Origin of the sequence: Rasiella rasia, from assembly GCF_011044175.1 — a bacterium.
In the GTDB taxonomy this organism is placed as follows: Bacteria; Bacteroidota; Bacteroidia; order Flavobacteriales; family Flavobacteriaceae; genus Marinirhabdus; species Marinirhabdus rasia.
On record NZ_CP049057.1, the window covers coordinates 3341952 to 3358759 of the forward strand.

18 protein-coding genes are annotated in these 16808 nt (G+C 37.4%); 15 read left to right on the top strand and 3 right to left on the bottom strand.

Annotated elements, in window-relative coordinates:
• The first annotated feature begins 23 nt into the window (after positions 1–23).
• From G5B37_RS14855 to G5B37_RS14880, 6 genes are all read left to right on the top strand, one after another.
• Positions 24–1331, top strand: a complete 1308-nt coding sequence (locus tag G5B37_RS14855) for a hypothetical protein (protein WP_164680796.1) — start codon at positions 24–26, stop codon at positions 1329–1331.
• Between the two features lie 68 nt (positions 1332–1399).
• Entirely contained in the window at positions 1400–1975 is a 576-nt protein-coding gene (locus G5B37_RS14860; RefSeq protein ID WP_164680797.1) for a non-canonical purine NTP diphosphatase, read from the top strand.
• Between the two features lie 153 nt (positions 1976–2128).
• Entirely contained in the window at positions 2129–3985 is a 1857-nt protein-coding gene (locus tag G5B37_RS14865; protein ID WP_164680798.1) for a DEAD/DEAH box helicase, read from the top strand.
• Positions 3986–4176: 191 nt separating this feature from the next.
• On the top strand, positions 4177–4941 hold the full coding sequence (locus tag G5B37_RS14870; protein ID WP_164680799.1) for a carboxypeptidase-like regulatory domain-containing protein: 765 nt from the start codon (positions 4177–4179) through the stop codon (positions 4939–4941).
• A 34-nt stretch (positions 4942–4975) separates the two neighbouring features.
• Complete coding sequence (locus tag G5B37_RS14875; protein WP_164680800.1) at positions 4976–6337, top strand: aldehyde dehydrogenase family protein; 1362 nt, start codon at positions 4976–4978, stop codon at positions 6335–6337.
• A gap of 3 nt (positions 6338–6340) precedes the next feature.
• Positions 6341–6652 carry a DUF6122 family protein gene (locus G5B37_RS14880; protein WP_164680801.1) on the top strand — a complete coding sequence of 104 codons (312 nt, stop codon included), beginning with the start codon at positions 6341–6343 and terminating at the stop codon, positions 6650–6652.
• 9 nt (positions 6653–6661) lie between these two features.
• Here the strand turns inward: G5B37_RS14880 and rlmH are convergent, their stop codons facing one another.
• Positions 6662–7135 carry a 23S rRNA (pseudouridine(1915)-N(3))-methyltransferase RlmH gene (rlmH, locus tag G5B37_RS14885; protein ID WP_164680802.1) on the bottom strand — a complete coding sequence of 158 codons (474 nt, stop codon included), beginning with the start codon at positions 7133–7135 and terminating at the stop codon, positions 6662–6664.
• Positions 7136–7285: 150 nt separating this feature from the next.
• On the opposite strand from rlmH, the gene nadC reads away from it, so the two are divergent.
• The 5 genes from nadC to priA all read left to right on the top strand — a co-directional run bounded on the left by nadC (position 7286) and on the right by priA (position 12761).
• Complete coding sequence (gene nadC, locus G5B37_RS14890; protein WP_164680803.1) at positions 7286–8143, top strand: carboxylating nicotinate-nucleotide diphosphorylase; 858 nt, start codon at positions 7286–7288, stop codon at positions 8141–8143.
• Positions 8143–9102 carry a YihY/virulence factor BrkB family protein gene (locus tag G5B37_RS14895; protein ID WP_164680804.1) on the top strand — a complete coding sequence of 320 codons (960 nt, stop codon included), beginning with the start codon at positions 8143–8145 and terminating at the stop codon, positions 9100–9102. Before nadC ends, G5B37_RS14895 begins: the two co-directional genes overlap by 1 nt.
• Before the next feature lie 28 nt (positions 9103–9130).
• On the top strand, positions 9131–9694 hold the full coding sequence (locus G5B37_RS14900) for a chalcone isomerase family protein (protein WP_164680805.1): 564 nt from the start codon (positions 9131–9133) through the stop codon (positions 9692–9694).
• A gap of 14 nt (positions 9695–9708) precedes the next feature.
• Positions 9709–10137, top strand: coding sequence for a DUF2147 domain-containing protein (locus tag G5B37_RS14905; RefSeq protein ID WP_164680806.1), 429 nt, complete (start codon positions 9709–9711; stop codon positions 10135–10137).
• A 173-nt stretch (positions 10138–10310) separates the two neighbouring features.
• Entirely contained in the window at positions 10311–12761 is a 2451-nt protein-coding gene (gene priA / locus G5B37_RS14910; RefSeq protein WP_164680807.1) for a replication restart helicase PriA, read from the top strand.
• Here the strand turns inward: priA and G5B37_RS14915 are convergent.
• Complete coding sequence (locus G5B37_RS14915) at positions 12758–13471, bottom strand: LytR/AlgR family response regulator transcription factor (RefSeq protein ID WP_164680808.1); 714 nt, start codon at positions 13469–13471, stop codon at positions 12758–12760. The genes priA and G5B37_RS14915 overlap by 4 nt on opposite strands.
• A 252-nt stretch (positions 13472–13723) precedes the next feature.
• On the opposite strand from G5B37_RS14915, the gene rpsF reads away from it, so the two are divergent.
• The 4 genes from rpsF to G5B37_RS14935 all read left to right on the top strand — a co-directional run bounded on the left by rpsF (position 13724) and on the right by G5B37_RS14935 (position 15483).
• Complete coding sequence (rpsF, locus tag G5B37_RS14920) at positions 13724–14065, top strand: 30S ribosomal protein S6 (protein WP_164680809.1); 342 nt, start codon at positions 13724–13726, stop codon at positions 14063–14065.
• A 3-nt stretch (positions 14066–14068) separates the two neighbouring features.
• Entirely contained in the window at positions 14069–14365 is a 297-nt protein-coding gene (rpsR, locus tag G5B37_RS14925; protein WP_164680810.1) for a 30S ribosomal protein S18, read from the top strand.
• Between the two features lie 12 nt (positions 14366–14377).
• Entirely contained in the window at positions 14378–14833 is a 456-nt protein-coding gene (rplI, locus tag G5B37_RS14930) for a 50S ribosomal protein L9 (protein WP_164680811.1), read from the top strand.
• Between the two features lie 176 nt (positions 14834–15009).
• Positions 15010–15483 carry a DUF6495 family protein gene (locus tag G5B37_RS14935; protein WP_164680812.1) on the top strand — a complete coding sequence of 158 codons (474 nt, stop codon included), beginning with the start codon at positions 15010–15012 and terminating at the stop codon, positions 15481–15483.
• A gap of 41 nt (positions 15484–15524) precedes the next feature.
• Here G5B37_RS14935 and G5B37_RS14940 read toward each other — a convergent pair whose 3' ends face one another.
• A complete protein-coding gene (locus tag G5B37_RS14940; protein WP_164680813.1) occupies positions 15525–16766 on the bottom strand; it encodes an ABC transporter permease in 1242 nt (413 codons plus the stop codon).
• Between the last annotated feature and the right edge of the window lie 42 nt (positions 16767–16808).

A 16808-nucleotide genomic window follows, 5' to 3' on the forward strand; every position in this document is an offset into this window, starting at 1 on the left:
TAGAATAACTTAAACCTTTTGTTATGAGAAGATTACAAAAGATATTTCTATGCGTTAGCGCCATTTCTTTGTTGTTTTTAGGCAGCTGCGGAAACGGTAATTCAGATGGAGACAGTATTCTAAAAGATGCAATTGTCCCAACTCAAGAAACATTTACAGCTACTACTCAAGAAAACACAGCAAGTGTACCGCTCGTCGCTATGAATGCACTTGTTTCTTATACCCCAGAAACAGGGATGTACGTTTTTAATAAAAATGCAGCAGTTTCAGGGCTAAAACCTGGCAGCGTAGTGTTATTTGAAGGCCATTCCCTTAGAAAAATAACTGCGGTAAAAACACAGGGGTCAACAATTGAAGTGCAAAGTGAATTTGCAAAACTAACCGACTATTATAAAGATCTTGATTTAAGTTATACAGCACCCATAAATTGGTCAGACGATAATTCAATGGCTACAACCTCTGCACACGCAGGGATGCCAATCGCAACAATGATACATCCTGTATCAGGACTTTTGGCACCTCCTTCAACAAACTCAAGGTCTGTAAAGTTAAAGACCACCGTAAAAGGATGGAAAATAGAAATTAAGATAGAGCCAGATGGCGATAAAATGAAGCTAGAACTCGTAGGAAAAAAAGGGAAGGTATGTAGTATTACAGCAAAAGGCAACATTTCTTCATTTGAAAGCACATCTGAAATAAGAATCGTTAACGGAGAAACTCAACATTTTTCATACGATAATAATGGTCTTAATGGAGAAATGGAAGTGAAATTTGCGGCGGTTGGATTAGGAAGTGAAATCGCAATGCTCGAAATTCCTGCAAAAATTGAAAAAACAATTCTTGTGTACGGTGTTATTCCTGTGACCTTACGATTAAAAGCAAACTTGAAAATTTTTCCGGAAGTTGCTGTTGGCAGTAGCAGTCAAGTGAGTATGAAGTTGAAATACAATAGTGATACTGGTTTCTCTTACGATGGGTCTAGACTTACCCCAAGAGGAGCTATTACGGGAGAGACTCCAGAACAAACAGGAGATTGCAATACAGCTACACCAGCCATAGCCGGAATGGGCGTAGGGGTTGAGTTTCCGCGATTTGAGATTGGAATCTTTGGGAATTTTGTAGTTCCTTATTTAATGGTAGATACTACGTACTCAACGTATTTAAGTACTGGCTTGGCAGGTGGAGCGCCGCCGTGTCATTTAGCGCGCCTTAAATACAAGGCAAAAGCAGGTGTCTCCATGAATTTTCTCAATGTGGCATCTGTACATAATGACTACACCATTTTTGATAAGGTTAAAAAATGGACCTCAGAAGGTTCTTTTTGCGATTAAATAAGCAAGCACAAAGACAACAATTTCATTTAGTTTTGTACATCTAAAAATGTAAATTATAAACCACAATGAAACTTGTCTTCGCTACGCACAATCAGAATAAATTCAAAGAAGTGCAATTGCTATTGCCCAATCATATAGAGCTACTGAGTCTTACCGATATTGGTTGTATCGAAGATATTCCTGAAACGGCAGATACTATTGAAGGCAATGCAGTTTTAAAAACAGAACACATTCGCAATCATTACGGGTTAAATTGTTTTGCAGATGATACGGGTCTAGAAGTTTCTGCCCTAAACGGTGAGCCTGGAGTCTACAGCGCACGTTATGCTGGCGAAAACAAAAGTTCTGAAGACAACATCGATAAATTATTAAAGAACCTTAGCAACGTAACAGACCGGTCGGCACGGTTTAAAACAGCTATCGCACTTTCTATGGATTTACAATCGGTGCTGTTTTTAGGTATTTGTGAAGGTAGCATTATTAAAACGCGAAGAGGAGATAAAGGTTTTGGGTATGATCCTATCTTCCTTCCAGATGGTTATACTGAAACTTTTGCTGAAATGAGCTTGTCTGAAAAAAGTAGGATAGGCCACAGAGGAAAGGCAATGCGACAGCTTATTGAATACTTAACGAAGGGTTAGTTTCATAAATAAAACCTAAGATTAGTACCAAAACATATATTAAAGGTATCTTTGCAGCTTGAAAATCCTCAGGGTGAGGTAGTACTGCACGAAGTGATAAGGTTTATTTGTCGAGATGCTTCAGTAAGTACAAATAAACTTTTATATTATTTTATGACATTTTTAGATTTAGGCCTAGAAGAAAATCTTCTACAGGCTATTACCGATATGGGCTTTGAAACCCCAAGTGAGGTACAAGAAAAAGCAATCCCAATTTTACTACAAGAAAACACAGACCTCGTGGCACTCGCCCAAACAGGTACTGGGAAAACAGCAGCATTCGGATTTCCTATGCTTCAGAAGATTGAAGTAGAAAGCAGAACAACACAAGGACTTATTCTTTCACCTACGCGTGAGTTGTGTATGCAAATTACCAACGAAATGAATAACTACGGAAAGCACCTTAAAGGTTTAAACGTAGTAGCCATTTATGGAGGAGCGAGTATTACAGAACAAGCGAGACAGATTAAAAAAGGGGCACAAATTATCGTGGCAACCCCAGGGAGAATGAAAGATATGATTGGTCGTAGAATGATCGATATCTCCAAAATAGAATATTGCGTGCTAGATGAAGCAGATGAAATGCTAAACATGGGCTTCTATGAGGATATTACTGAAATATTATCGCACTCTCCAGAAGATAAAAGTACATGGCTATTTAGCGCTACGATGCCAAAAGAGGTGTCAACCATTGCTAAAAAGTTCATGCATAACCCGGTTGAAGTTACGGTAGGTTCTAAAAACGTAGGCTCAGAAAATGTGTCTCATGAATATTATACGGTAAACGCCAGAGATAGATATCAAGCACTGAAACGTTTGGCAGATGCAAATCCCGAAATTTTCTCGGTGGTGTTTTGTAGAACTAAGCGCGATACGCAAAAAGTAGCAGAGCAACTTATAGCAGATGGATACAGCGCAGGAGCAATTCATGGTGATTTAAGTCAGAACCAGCGCGATATTGTGATGAAACAATTTAGAAGTCGTCAAATACAAATGATGGTGGCTACAGATGTTGCAGCACGTGGTATAGATGTAGATGATATTACCCATGTAATAAATTATCAGCTTCCAGACGAAATTGAAACCTATACCCACCGTAGTGGCCGTACAGGTCGGGCTGGAAAGGAAGGAATTTCTATGGTGATTGTTTCAAAAAGTGAAGCGAGAAAAATCAGGCAGATAGAAAAAATCATCCAACAGAAATTTCAGCAGAAAGAAATTCCTTCTGGAATGGAAATTTGTGAGAAGCAGTTAATGCACCTCGCCAACAATATAAAGGAGACTGAAATTAACCACGATATTGATGTATACCTACCACAAATAAATGCTGCTCTCGAAGATTTCAGCAAAGAAGAGCTAATTAAAAAGTTTTTTTCGGTAGAATTTACTCGTTTCTATAACTATTATCAAAAAGCAAAAGACTTGAATGTTTCACCAGGAGACATGTCTGGTTCAGATAATAAAGACACAGTGCGTTTCTTTTTAAACGTAGGATCTCGAGACGATTTCGACTGGATGAGCTTAAAAGATTTCTTAAAAGATATTTTAAGCCTAGGTCAAGATGAGGTATACAGAGTAGATGTAAAAGACAACTTTTCATTTTTTAATGTAGATACAAAACACAAAGATTTAGTGTTAGGTATTTTCACCGATTTTACGTTAGAAGGAAGAAATGTTAACGTTGAAATCTCTACAGACACAGGTCGTAGTGGAGGCGGCAGAGGTAAAGGCCGTGGTAGAAGTGGTGGTTCTTTTAAAGGAGGACGCGACAGAGGCAAAAGAAGCGACGATCGTCGTGGAAGAAGAGGTGATGATAAAGGAAAAAGAGGTGGCTTCAAGAAAGGTGGCGGCTTTAAAAAGAAGAGTGATTCTGGTTCTGGAGAGGAGTTTAAATCAAAATTCTCTGGTAAACGACGCGGTAAATCGAAGCCAGACAACAAAGGTACTGGTGGTAGACGCCGTCGTGGATAACACATTGAACAAATATTATGGCTCGTGTAGCAATTTAGCTAGCAAACACGGGCTTTTTTTATAAAAGTAACCCTATTCTAAACGAAGTACAGTTTTACCCAAAAAGCGCTGTCAAAATTTAAATTCTAAGGGACAATGAAACTTTGACGTACATTTTACGTCTTATTATGTACTTTTGTACCATTACAGCTATGAAGAAATTACTTTTTTTACTTACATTTTTACTTTCCCTAACGGCTTGGTCTCAAGAACCTGAACTTATAGAGGGAAAAGTGCTCAACAGTGCAAATGACGAGCCGCTTGAAAATGTAAATATTGTAAATCTAAATAGCGTTCGCGGTGCTACGACAACAGAGGATGGATCTTTTAAAGTTCGCGCTGCGGTAAATGACACCTTGTATTTTAGCTATTTAGGGTTTAAGAGCATTCGTGTAAGAGTTACAAATGACTGGCTGCGTTTTGGCGATATTAAGGTTAAAATGACCGAGTTAGGTATTGCGCTAGAAGAGGTGGTTATTCGTCCCGTTCAACTTACTGGATATATAGAGGTAGATGCAAAATTAATTCCTGTGTACGACGATTATCGATACAGAATTGAGGGCATTGGCTCAGGGTACGAAGGCGGAGATAAGTCGCCAGGAGCGGTTTCTAAAGTTTTAAGCAGCATTTTTAATCCAGCCGATTTCTTATATAATGTCTTCGGAAAGCGTCCTAAACAGATGCGCAAACTGCGTAAGATGAAGGAAGACGATGAGATTAAAAACTTACTTCAATCGAAGTATGACCGCGAAACTTTAATGGCCGTACTACAACTTGAAAAGGTTGATATTGATGAAATCTTGAATAAATGCAATTATTCCAAAAATTTTATCACTACTGCAAACGATTTGCAAATTTTAGATGCTATTAGCGATTGCTACGAAGAATACCGTGTACTTAATCGCGGTAAAGAGTAGCAGCTAATCAAATTACTACAAGCCCGATTTAAAAATGGAGACGCATTTAGCAATACAACGTACATTTTTTAACACTCAGGCTACCAAAGATATTTCCTTTAGAATAGCACAATTAGATAAACTGAACAAGCTTCTAAAAGACAATGAACAGTTGCTTTATGATGCTATTTACAAGGATTTTAAAAAATCTGAATTCGATACCTATACCAGCGAGCTATCTTTAATCTATCATGATATAAAAGACGCTAAAAATAACCTGAAGAGTTGGGCGAGAAACGAACGTAAACCAACTAATATTATTAATTGGCCAGCTAGCAGTTACGTGCAAAAAGATCCGCTGGGGGTTTGTTTAATTATTGGCGCATGGAATTATCCCTATCAACTTTCTTTTGCTCCAGCAGTCGCTGCTTTGGCGGCAGGGAACACAGTTATTCTCAAACCAAGTGAGTTGCCTTTAAACACAAGTAATGTAATGGCTAAGCTTGTTAATGGAGCTTTTAACCCAGAAATTTTCAAGGTTGTAGAAGGTGGTGTTCCAGAAACTACAGAATTGCTAGCGCAAAATTTCGATAAGATATTTTTTACGGGAAGTACTAAAGTGGGTAAAATCGTGTATCAAGCTGCCGCTAAAAATTTAATTCCTGTGACCTTAGAGTTGGGTGGAAAAAGTCCAGCGTTTATTACTAAAGATTGTAACTTAAAAATGACAGCCAAACGTTTGGTTTGGGCAAAATTTTTAAATGCTGGTCAGACCTGCATTGCACCAGATTACGTACTTGTAGATAAATGTATCGAAAATGAATTCTTGCAGGCTGTTACTGCTGAAATAGAAAAAGAACAATTTTCTTTTCATAACCATAACTACGTTCAGATTATTAATAATGCAAATTTTGAGCGCTTAAAAGCGATGATTCCTGACCAAAAAGTGTTTTTTGGCGGAGAAACAAAGGCCTCAGATAGATACATTGCACCCACAATCTTACACAACATTACCTTTGAAGATGCTTGTATGCAGGAAGAAATATTTGGCCCTATTTTACCAGTGATATCATACGATAATCTAGATGACGCAATAGTCGAAGTTCAAAAATTTCCGAAGGCACTCTCGGCCTATGTTTTTACATCTTCCTCTAGCATTCGAAAAAAAGTATTCAACACCTTATCTTTTGGGGGTGGTATGGTGAACGATGCAGTAATGCATATAACCAATAGCAATTTGCCTTTTGGCGGTGTTGGAAATAGCGGCATTGGGAGTTATCATGGCGAGGCTGGATTTAATTGTTTTTCGCATCGAAAGAGTATCATTAAAAAAGGTACTTGGCTAGAATTACCGCTTAAATATTTTCCACATTCATCGTCTCGTTTAAAATGGATTAAGCGATTTTTGAAACTTTAGTACATGTTACAGACTAGCATACATTATGGTCTTCATTTTTTGGTGCCTGTTGCCTTTGCCTATATCTTTTACCAAAGTAATTGGAAACAAGTATCGCTAATTTTACTCGCAACCATGTTGGTAGACCTAGACCACTTATTCGCGACCCCAATTTTTGACCCTGAGCGCTGTAGCATTGGGTTTCATTACTTACATAGCTATTGGGCAATTGGTGTATACATACTACTCCTCTTTTTTAAGAAGACCAGAATTGTTGCTATCGGACTCGTATGGCATATGATTACCGATGCCATAGATTGTTATTGGATGGGGTGATTTGCCAGATCATCTATGATGATACGGCTCGTTTCGTAAGATGGTAAATGCTCTGTATAATTGTTCAACAAAAAATAAGCGAACCATTTGGTGCGAAAAGGTCATTGAAGACAATGAAATCTTACCATTAGCACGAGCGTAGATTTCTTGGCTAAATCCGTACGGACCACCAATTACAAAAACTAGATTTTTTAAACCGCTGTTCATCTTTTTCTGTAAGAATGTTGCAAATCCTTCAGAAGTGTACGTTTTGCCTTTTTCGTCTAGTAAGATTAAGGCTTCATTAGGGGCTACTTTTTTTAGTATTTCTACACCTTCTAATTGTTTTTGTTGTTCTTCGGAAAGGTTCTTTGAATTTTTAATGTCTAAGATAATTTCCGAAGTAAAAGAGATATAATGCCCCAATCGTTTTGAATAGAGGGCAATTAGACGCTGTAAATCTTTATCGTCTGTCTTTCCTATGGCGAGCAAGGTAATTTTCATGACGTAAAGATACAAGATTTGTGAAGTTCCTTAGCTGTGTTCTTATATACCATCAACACGCAATCAAGTTGCTTCTCAGGCCAAAAAACGCTGTGCTACCGCTGCATACTGCCGCTGTTTTTATACCTTAGCTAAAAATTGATTGCTCCTATGATTTCAAAAAGAAAATTTCAGAAAGAAATAGACGGTATCATTGCTAACGCCATTAGAGAAGATGTTGGCGATGGTGACCACAGCTCGCTTGCCTGTATACCAGAAGATGCTAGAGGTACTGCTAAATTATTGGTAAAAGATGAAGGTATAATTGCGGGAATTGATTTTGTGAAACAAGTATTCGATTATGTAGATAACGGGCTTCAAGTTGATGTAAAAATAAACGATGGTAGCCATGTGAAGTATGGAGATATTGCCTTTTATGTTTCTGGAAGTTCGCAATCTATTCTAAAAGCCGAACGACTAGTGTTAAATGCAATGCAACGTATGAGTGCCATCGCAACTAAGACCAATAAATATGTAAAACTGCTTGAAGGTACAGGGACTAAAATATTAGATACGCGTAAAACTACACCCGGGATTAGAGCCTTAGAAAAGTGGGCGGTTACCATTGGTGGTGGTGAAAACCATCGTTTTGCCTTATATGATATGATTATGCTAAAAGACAATCATATTGACTTTTGTGGTGGTATTACTAAAGCAATTCAGACCACTCAAAATTATTTGAAAGACCACAGCTTAAACCTTAAAATTATAGTCGAAGCAAGAAATTTAGATGAGATTTCTGAAATTCTAACAAATGAAGGCGTTTATAGAATCTTAATAGATAACTTTAATTATGAGGATACTAAAAAAGCTGTAAAAATGATAGGTGACCAGTGTCTTACTGAATCTAGTGGAGGTATTACATTGGACACCGTGAGAAAATATGCCGAGTGCGGTGTAGATTATATTTCAAGCGGTGCCTTAACCCATTCTGTGTACAACATGGATCTTAGTCTTAAAGCCGTATAATGGGCGAAGAAGATGTAGCACATAAAGAAAAGAAGCCCAAAAAGGGGCTATTCAAGAAAATTACACAAATTTTATTTCCCATTGGTACGTACTTTCTAAGAAAAAGTAAGCAAATTATAGTGGTGAAATCAAGCGGCCTTTCACTCTACCATCTATTAGAGATTTACGGTACTGGTATCATAAAAGGAACCTTTTCGTCTAGAGCCAGTTCTATTGCGTATAGCTTTTTTGTAGCTTTATTTCCTTTTTTGTTGTTTATACTAAACTTAATTCCATACGTTCCAATACCTCGATTTCAAACTCGTTTTTTAGTATTTATTGAAGAATTATTACCCGCGCAAACAGCAGAATTTTTCTATCCCACAATTGCAGATATAGCAGTAAATACTAGGGGAGGACTACTCTCTGTTTCTATAATTTTATCTTTGTTTTTGGCAGCAAACGGTGTGAATGCAATTTTTAGCGCGTTTGAGTACTCTTTTCATGTAACTATAAACCGAAATTTTTTCCGGCAATATGGAGTTGCGATTTTAGTCTCTATTTTTCTGGCATTGTTGTTGCTTATCACGGTAGGAGTGATACTATATGGTGAATATGTTATTGCTGATTTGCTAGGACGGAGCTATATAAGCGATGATGTCTTTTGGATAACAATCCTGCAATTTACGGTCTTTGTAGTCATGATTTATATTGTAATTGCCACGCTGTATTATTACGGTACAAAAGAAGGAAAACATTCAAAATTTTTTTCGGTAGGGGCACTTATTACAACATTGCTGTTTTTGGTAACAACATATCTATTTACCATTTACATCAATAATTTTTCCAATTATAACGAACTCTATGGCTCTATTGGGGCATTATTAATTATGATGTTATATATTTGGATTAACGCTAATTTGCTGTTATTGGGGTTTGAGCTAAACATCTCTCTACAGCGATTAAAAGATAAAACATAACCTGAAATACTAATTATAACAAACAAAAATGAAAAAATTACTTTTACTCCTCGTTGTTGCATTTACAGTTAATGCAACAGTAGCACAAACCCAAGTTGGGGCTGTTACATTACCTAATACTGTAAATTTTGGTGGTCAAGACCTGTCGCTTAACGGTGCTGGTATACGTAAAAAAGCTTTTGTATTAAAGTTGTATTCTGGAGGTTTATACCTAGCAGAGAAATCTAAGGACGCAAAAAGCATTGTAAATGCAGATAAAACGATGGCTATTAAATTACACATTACATCTGGTTTTGTTTCTAGTGAAGCTATGAGTGATGCGGTTCGTGAAGGATTTGATGCATCAATGAATGGTGATACGTCTTCGCTCTCTTCGGAAATAGAAAAATTTATTACCTTTTTTAGTGACGAAATAGTGGAAGATAATGTGTTCGATATAACATACCAGGCCGGAAAGGGTGTAGTAGCTTATAAAAACGGTAAAGAACTTGGAACCATTAAAGGAATGGCATTTAAAAAGGCGCTTTTCGGTATTTGGCTAGGAGATAATCCTGCAGATAGCAAATTGAAAAAAGCCATGTTAGGTAAATAATAAAATCCCCAATTATGTATAAATTATATGGCATTATAGCTGCCGTTTTATTTACGGTTACTTCAGTTTCTGCACAAGGTGTGCTAGGAAAGTGGAAAACCATAGATGACAATACAGGTGAAGCAAAGTCTATCGTAGAGATTTACGAGCAAGACGGAAAAGTTTATGGTAAAATTTCTGAAATATTAAATAAAGATCGTGCAGATGCAATCTGTACAGAGTGTGAAGGGGCAGACAAAGATAAACCCATTCAAGGCTTAGTAATCATTCGCGGATTAGAAAAAGATGGCGACGAATACAATGGTGGAAAAATTCTTGATCCCGAGAGCGGTACCCTCTACAAATGTTATATAGAACTTGAAGAAGCAAATAAATTGAAAGTTCGAGGCTACGTAGGTTTCTCCCTTTTAGGTAGAACACAATACTGGTTGCGAGCCGAATAAGATTTCTCAACAATATCAGTAAAGGTCGTTCAGTAAATGAGCGGCCTTTTTTATTTTGTTATCGTATGCGACTAACGAACGAATATGAGCAAGACACTTTAGCGTACATGAGATAAAAGTTAAATATCTTTGCTTAACTAATCACAAATCCATTACTAAAAAACAAGTTTCCTTTGTATTTCATAGACGTCATACTTCCTATACCGCTTAAGCAGAGCTTTACATATAGTGTAAACAAAGACGAGGCGTTTTTTTTACAACCAGGTATGCGGGTTGCCGTGCCCTTCGGAAAGTCTAAAATTTATACGGGTATAGTCTATAAAATTCATAGTAATGATCCGCCTAGCTATGAAACAAAAAGCATCGATCAAATTCTGGACGAAGCGCCAATTATCACTCAAATACAACTGAAGCATTGGGAGTGGATGGCAAACTACTATATGTGTACGTTAGGAGAGGTTGTGAAAGCTGCATTGCCAAGCGCTTATTTGTTAGAAAGCGAAACGATAATAAAATTAAATACTGAAACCACTGCTTCTGAAAGTACCTTTACTGATGACGAATTCTTAGTCCATGAAGCCTTAATGAATCAGTCGTCGTTGCATATTAATGATGTACGCTCTATTCTGGATAGAAAAAATGTGGTTTCCGTAACAAAGACCTTATTCGAAAAAGGAGTGATAACAATAGAAGAAGAGGTGTTCGAGCAGTATACCCCAAAGATGAAGCGGTACTTAAAAATTGCTTCAGCGTACACTTCCGAAGAAAATCTACGACAGCTTCTAGATACAATGAATCGCGCGCCAAAACAAAAAGAGGTTCTTATGACCTTGTTTATGTTGTCGTCTCAACAAAAGAAGCCCATTGAGTCTGTACAGCTTCAAAAACAGAGCGGGGCAACGGCTGCCACTTTAAAAGCGTTAATCGACAAAGGCGTTCTCGAAGAGTTTTTTCAGCAACAAGATCGCGTACGCTATCAAGGTGAAGAGAACAACCCTATTAAAAGCTTAAATAAAGCCCAACAAGACGCTTTTCAGCAGTTACAAAACAGCTTCGAAGAAAAAGACATTTCCTTATTGCATGGCGTTACATCTAGTGGAAAGACAGAACTGTATGTAAAAAGCATAAAGGCCATGCTGGAGGCAGGAAAACAAGTGTTGTATATGCTCCCAGAAATTGCGCTTACTACCCAGCTTATATCTAGACTGCAAAACTATTTTGGCGAACAAGTATCGGTATACCATTCAAAATACTCTGTCAATGAACGCGTAGAGGTATGGAATAATGTGCTCGCTAATAAACCCAAGGCGCAAATTATAATCGGTGCAAGATCTTCTTTGTTTTTACCATTTCATTCGTTAGGATTGGTTGTGGTAGATGAAGAACATGAACCTTCTTTCAAGCAATTTAACCCAGCGCCTAGATACCATGGTAGAGATGCGGCAATTGTGTTGGCAAATTTGCATGGCGCAAAAACATTGCTAGGCTCTGCCACGCCTTCGTTAGAAAGTTATTATAACGCGCTGCACGGCAAATATGGTTTGGTGTTTCTTAAGGAGCGCTTCGGAAATGTTATGATGCCAGAAATTGAGTTAGTAGATGTAAAAGAGCGTCATAAAAAAAGATTGATGACAGGTCATTTTAGCGATCGGATGCTGGAGGAAATCAATGAAGCCTTAGCGCTAGAAGAGCAGGTTATTTTGTTTCAAAACAGACGTGGTTTCTCACCATTCGTAGAATGTACTACATGTGGTGTGGCGCCTCAATGCCCAAACTGCGATGTAAGCTTAACCTATCACCAACATAAAAATCAGTTGCGATGTCATTACTGTGGCTATAAGATGCATATGCTTGTTTCTTGTATGGCGTGTGGTTCTGAAACATTAGATACAAAGGGGTTTGGTACAGAACAAATAGAAACCGAGTTAAAGGTACTATATCCAGATAAAACCATTGCCAGAATGGATCAGGATACCACCAAAGGCAAGCACGCCTATGCTAAGCTAATTGAAAAGTTAGAAAACCGCGAAATCGATATTTTGGTAGGTACACAAATGGTTGCCAAAGGACTTGATTTTAGAAATGTAACCTTGGTTGGGGTGATGAATGCAGATACGTTACTGAATTTTCCAGATTTTAGAGCACATGAACGTAGTTTTCAACTGTTACAGCAAGTTTCAGGACGTGCTGGTCGAACTAAAAAGAGGGGTAAGGTTTTAATACAGACGTACAACCCGCTTCATCAAATCTTACAGCAGGTAAGTGTAAACGATTTTGAAGAAATGTACAAGCAGCAGGCAGAAGATCGGTATCAATTTAAATACCCGCCGTATTTCAGAACTATTAAGATTACGTTTCGAGATAGAAATTTTGGAAAAATGCAAAAAGCATCTTCCTGGTTTGCGCAAGCATTAAAGATTTCGTTTAAAGAGCATGTATTGGGACCAGAGCAACCACCCGTAGGAAGGGTTCGTAATCAGTTTATTAGTAATGTACTGATTAAAATTCCTAAACAGCAATCGTTGGCAAAGACAAAAGCAGTAATAGCCAAGGTGCAGCGCAGTTTTTTAGCTGTAAAAGAATTCTCAAGTGTTCGGGTAATTATAGATGTAGATCCGTACTAGGCACGCATATTAGCTGCTAGCGCTTCCACTAACTCAGCCTTTCTATTTCGGCTTAACGGTAATTGTTCTTGATCTAGCTCGATTACTTTACTGTTGTATTTTTCAACTTTATCGAGATTCACGATATACGACTTGTGAATACGCAAAAATCTATCTGAAGGCAATAGATTTTCAAACGCCTTCATGGTAGAGAGTACAACAAGAGCGTCATGCTCTGTAACTAACTTTACATAATCTCCTAATGCTTCTATATAGCGCAATTCGTTCAAGAAAACTTTACGCTTTTTAAGATTACTTTTTACAAAGATGAAATCTTCTTCGTCAAAACCATCATCATTTTTTAATTTGAAATTAGTAATGGCCTTATGTACGGCATTTAAGAAACGTTCTTTAGAGATAGGTTTCCGTAGATAATCTACCGCATCATAATCGAATGCCTTAAAGGCATACTTGGTTTTACCTGTAACAAATATAATTTGAGGTTTGTGCGTTAGGTCGTCTAGCAGATCGAATCCTGATAATATTGGCATTTCAATATCTAGAAAGATGAGGTCAATTTCGGTAGTAGCCAAGCCCATCTTAGCTTCTATAGCATTATTGTACTCAGCAACAAGGTCTAGAGAAGGGTGATTTTCTATTAATTTTACAATGGAAAGTCGTTGAAGGGTTGAATCATCAACGATAGCGCATTTAAGTAAGGGTTTTTCCACGGTTAAGTCAATTTTAGTAGTACAAGTATATTAAAAAATATCGACGAATGGTAGCTTTTTTTAACTTTTATCGTGAAAATACGCGTTTTAACTTTTATCGTCAGAATACACTTACAGTGTGTTGAATCCTAATTCTTTAGTAATTGGAAAAAATACGCGTTCTATGATTTGTTAATACGTAGAAAAGTAGTATTTTTGCACGCTCATTAGCAAGGTGCTGATGTGTTATTTTAAATCAATAATAGATTTTTTATGAATCATTACGAAACTGTTTTCATCTTAAATCCCGTTTTATCTGAAGAGCAGATAAAGGAAACAGTTAAGAAATACGAAGATATTCTTATTTCTAAAGGTGTTAAGATGATATCGAAAGAAGATTGGGGGCTAAAAAAATTAGCCTATGCCATTCAACACAAAAAAAGTGGTTTTTATCACTTATTTGAGTACCAAGTAACCGGAGATGCAATTAATGCACTTGAGGTAGAATTTAGACGTGACGAGCGCGTTATGCGTTACCTTACTGTAAGCCTAGATAAGCATGCAATTGCTTGGGCTGAGAAGAGAAGAAATCGTAACAAAAAACAAACTGCATAAGATATGGCAACACTACAGCAGCAAGCAAAAGGAAAGAAAGACGGTGAGATTAGATATCTTACGCCGTTAAATATAGAAACTAGCAAAGCAAAGAAGTACTGTCGTTTCAAAAAATCTGGTATCAAGTATATCGATTATAAAGATGCAGACTGGCTTGGAAGCTTTGTAAACGAACAAGGTAAATTGTTACCACGTCGTTTAACAGGAACTTCTTTAAAGTACCAACGTAAAGTAGCCGTGGCTGTAAAAAGAGCACGTCACTTAGCGTTGATGCCTTATGTAACAGATTTATACAAATAAAACAGGACAACGATGGAATTGATATTAAAGAAAGACGTAGAAAATCTAGGTTTTGCAGATGACGTTGTTACTGTAAAAAATGGATACGGAAGAAACTTTTTAATCCCTCACGGAATGGCTGTATTAGCTACTCCTTCGGCTAGAAAAGTATTACAGGAAACGTTGAAACAACGTGCCTTTAAAGAAAAGAAAGTAATCGATAGCGCCAAATCTGAAGCTGAAAAACTAAACAACTTAGTTGAATTCAAGATTTCAGCAAAGACGGGTGAAGGTGATAAATTATTTGGTTCTGTAACCAATGCAGATTTATCTGACGCCCTTGAAAAAGAAGGTGTATCTATTGAAAAGAAATACATCGCTATTGCTGGTGGTTCGGTAAAACGTACTGGACAGTATGAAGCAACGATTCGTTTCCATAGAGAAGTGATCTCAACATTCACTTTCGATGTGGTAGCTGAAGCAAAGTAAGCGATCCTACTATTAGTAAAAAGACCTTTTCATAATCTGAAAGGGTCTTTTTGTTTTATTGAAATGGGGACTTCAAGAACCTGAATCAATAAACCATTTGGTAGCGGGGTAGCCTAGACACTCGAAGCTGCAACTCCCAAAAAAATAAGTAACATATTCAGTATAAAAAGCATAGTTTGAAATACACTCGTTTAACAAAAGAACAATTTGAAGAATTACACCCAGAGTTTATAAACTTCCTGGCAACGCAGTCCATCACGGCAGACGAATGGCAAAAGATTAAAGTTGAGCAACCTAAGGTGGCAGAAGATGAGCTAGATGTTTTTAGTGATTTAGTCTGGGAAGGCGTCTTGCAAAAGGCGACCTATCTAGAAAATATTTCACCACAGCAGTTGTTTTTATTTAAAATTGCTGAAACCGAAATGCAACTTATTTCGCTTAAAATTTCCGAAGAAGGAATCGACATTACCACTCCTGAAGGCTATAGTTGGTTACAACAAAACTTTGCCGAAGACACAGTAGAGTTTTTTACAGCCAATAAAGCGTTTTCGAAAGATAAAAGCGGAGATATTTTTAAATTAATCCAACAAGGAGCTATCATCACAAAAGGTAAACTATATCAATTCTTCGAGAAGATTATTACTGCTTAAGCGCTACCCGCATACTATTGGGTATATAGCACTCCTACTTATTACTCGTACCGCAAACTCTCAATGGGGTCTAACTTAGCTGCTTTTGTAGCAGGATACGATCCAGCAATTACCGCAGTTACAAATGAAATAACCGTTGCGCCAATCATAGCTGTCCACGGAAGCCCAAAGTCGAACCCAGTGAAATAAGCAAAGAGCCAACCCGTAAGAAGTCCGAGTAAAATCCCTAACACACTTCCTAATTGGCCAATTACAATAGTTTCCATAAAAAACTGTGTAGATATTGTTTTGCGTTTGGCACCCAACGCTTTGCGCACACCAATTTCTCGTGTTCTTTCGGTTACAGAAACCAGCATTATATTCATAAGTGCAATAGAAGAACCCAAAATAGTTATTATACTAATTATCCAAGCGGCTATTTCAAGAGCTCCTGTGATGCTTCCTATTCTATTTATAAGGTCATCACTGCGTTCTAGGCCAAAATTATTTTCCTCTACAGGGCTTAATCCGCGCACATTTCGAAATTTCACAATAGCTTCGTCTTGCGCGCCTTGCAACATTTCTTTGTCGTCTACCCGCACACTAATATTGTAATTAATATTGGCGTTGGTATAAATACCTCGCGCTACTTGTATTGGGATAAGCACTTTTAAATCTTGGTTATTACCAAAAGTACTTCCCTTACTTTCTAACAACCCAATAATCTTAAACTTCACTCCACGAATGCTTATGGTTTTGCCAATTGGGTTATCATTTTTAAAGAGATTCTTGGTGAAATCGGCACCAATTAAGCACACTTTTGCATTGTTCTGTATATCGAAAATTGTAAAGTTTCTACCCTGATCTATTTTCGTTCCCGTATTTTCTAGGTAGTTTTCATTTACACCATACACCTGTACCTCGGGGTCTGTTTTTTCACTTTCAAACTTTACTTCTGCACCACTTGTACCTCTAAATGAAACTGAAACTTGAGAAAACGGATATTGATAGACATCTATAAACTCTCTAATATTATCGTAACTAATAATTGGATTTACCTTTTTACGTTCTCCTCCGCGATTGCTATTAACAGTAAACTCGTATCGTTGAATGTTAAAGGTATTAGCCCCCATAGATGCAAAATCGCTTGAGATGGTGTTTTCTAGCGCTTTTACCGCACTAAGAATACCTACCAAGGCCCAAATACCAATACCAATAATGATAATTGTGAGTATGGTTCTAAGCAACTGACTTTTAATACTGTCTAGTGCAATTCTGATATTTTCTCGGAAGAGTGAAAACATAGGTTGGTGGCAACGGTTTATCGTTAGACTAATAAGCGTATA

Excerpts from the sequence above, each read along its gene's own strand:
- G5B37_RS14865 (WP_164680798.1), top strand. The coding sequence starts at position 2,129 with ATGACATTTTTAGATTTAGGCCTAGAAGAAAATCTTCTACAGGCTATT.
- rplI (WP_164680811.1), top strand. The coding sequence starts at position 14,378 with ATGGAATTGATATTAAAGAAAGACGTAGAAAATCTAGGTTTTGCAGAT.
- G5B37_RS14880 (WP_164680801.1), top strand. The coding sequence starts at position 6,341 with ATGTTACAGACTAGCATACATTATGGTCTTCATTTTTTGGTGCCTGTT.
- G5B37_RS14855 (WP_164680796.1), top strand. The coding sequence starts at position 24 with ATGAGAAGATTACAAAAGATATTTCTATGCGTTAGCGCCATTTCTTTG.
- nadC (WP_164680803.1), top strand. The coding sequence starts at position 7,286 with ATGATTTCAAAAAGAAAATTTCAGAAAGAAATAGACGGTATCATTGCT.
- G5B37_RS14940 (WP_164680813.1), bottom strand. The coding sequence starts at position 16,766 with ATGTTTTCACTCTTCCGAGAAAATATCAGAATTGCACTAGACAGTATT.
- G5B37_RS14875 (WP_164680800.1), top strand. The coding sequence starts at position 4,976 with ATGGAGACGCATTTAGCAATACAACGTACATTTTTTAACACTCAGGCT.
- rpsR (WP_164680810.1), top strand. The coding sequence starts at position 14,069 with ATGGCAACACTACAGCAGCAAGCAAAAGGAAAGAAAGACGGTGAGATT.
- G5B37_RS14895 (WP_164680804.1), top strand. The coding sequence starts at position 8,143 with ATGGGCGAAGAAGATGTAGCACATAAAGAAAAGAAGCCCAAAAAGGGG.
- G5B37_RS14900 (WP_164680805.1), top strand. The coding sequence starts at position 9,131 with ATGAAAAAATTACTTTTACTCCTCGTTGTTGCATTTACAGTTAATGCA.
- rpsF (WP_164680809.1), top strand. The coding sequence starts at position 13,724 with ATGAATCATTACGAAACTGTTTTCATCTTAAATCCCGTTTTATCTGAA.
- G5B37_RS14905 (WP_164680806.1), top strand. The coding sequence starts at position 9,709 with ATGTATAAATTATATGGCATTATAGCTGCCGTTTTATTTACGGTTACT.
- G5B37_RS14870 (WP_164680799.1), top strand. The coding sequence starts at position 4,177 with ATGAAGAAATTACTTTTTTTACTTACATTTTTACTTTCCCTAACGGCT.
- G5B37_RS14860 (WP_164680797.1), top strand. The coding sequence starts at position 1,400 with ATGAAACTTGTCTTCGCTACGCACAATCAGAATAAATTCAAAGAAGTG.
- rlmH (WP_164680802.1), bottom strand. The coding sequence starts at position 7,135 with ATGAAAATTACCTTGCTCGCCATAGGAAAGACAGACGATAAAGATTTA.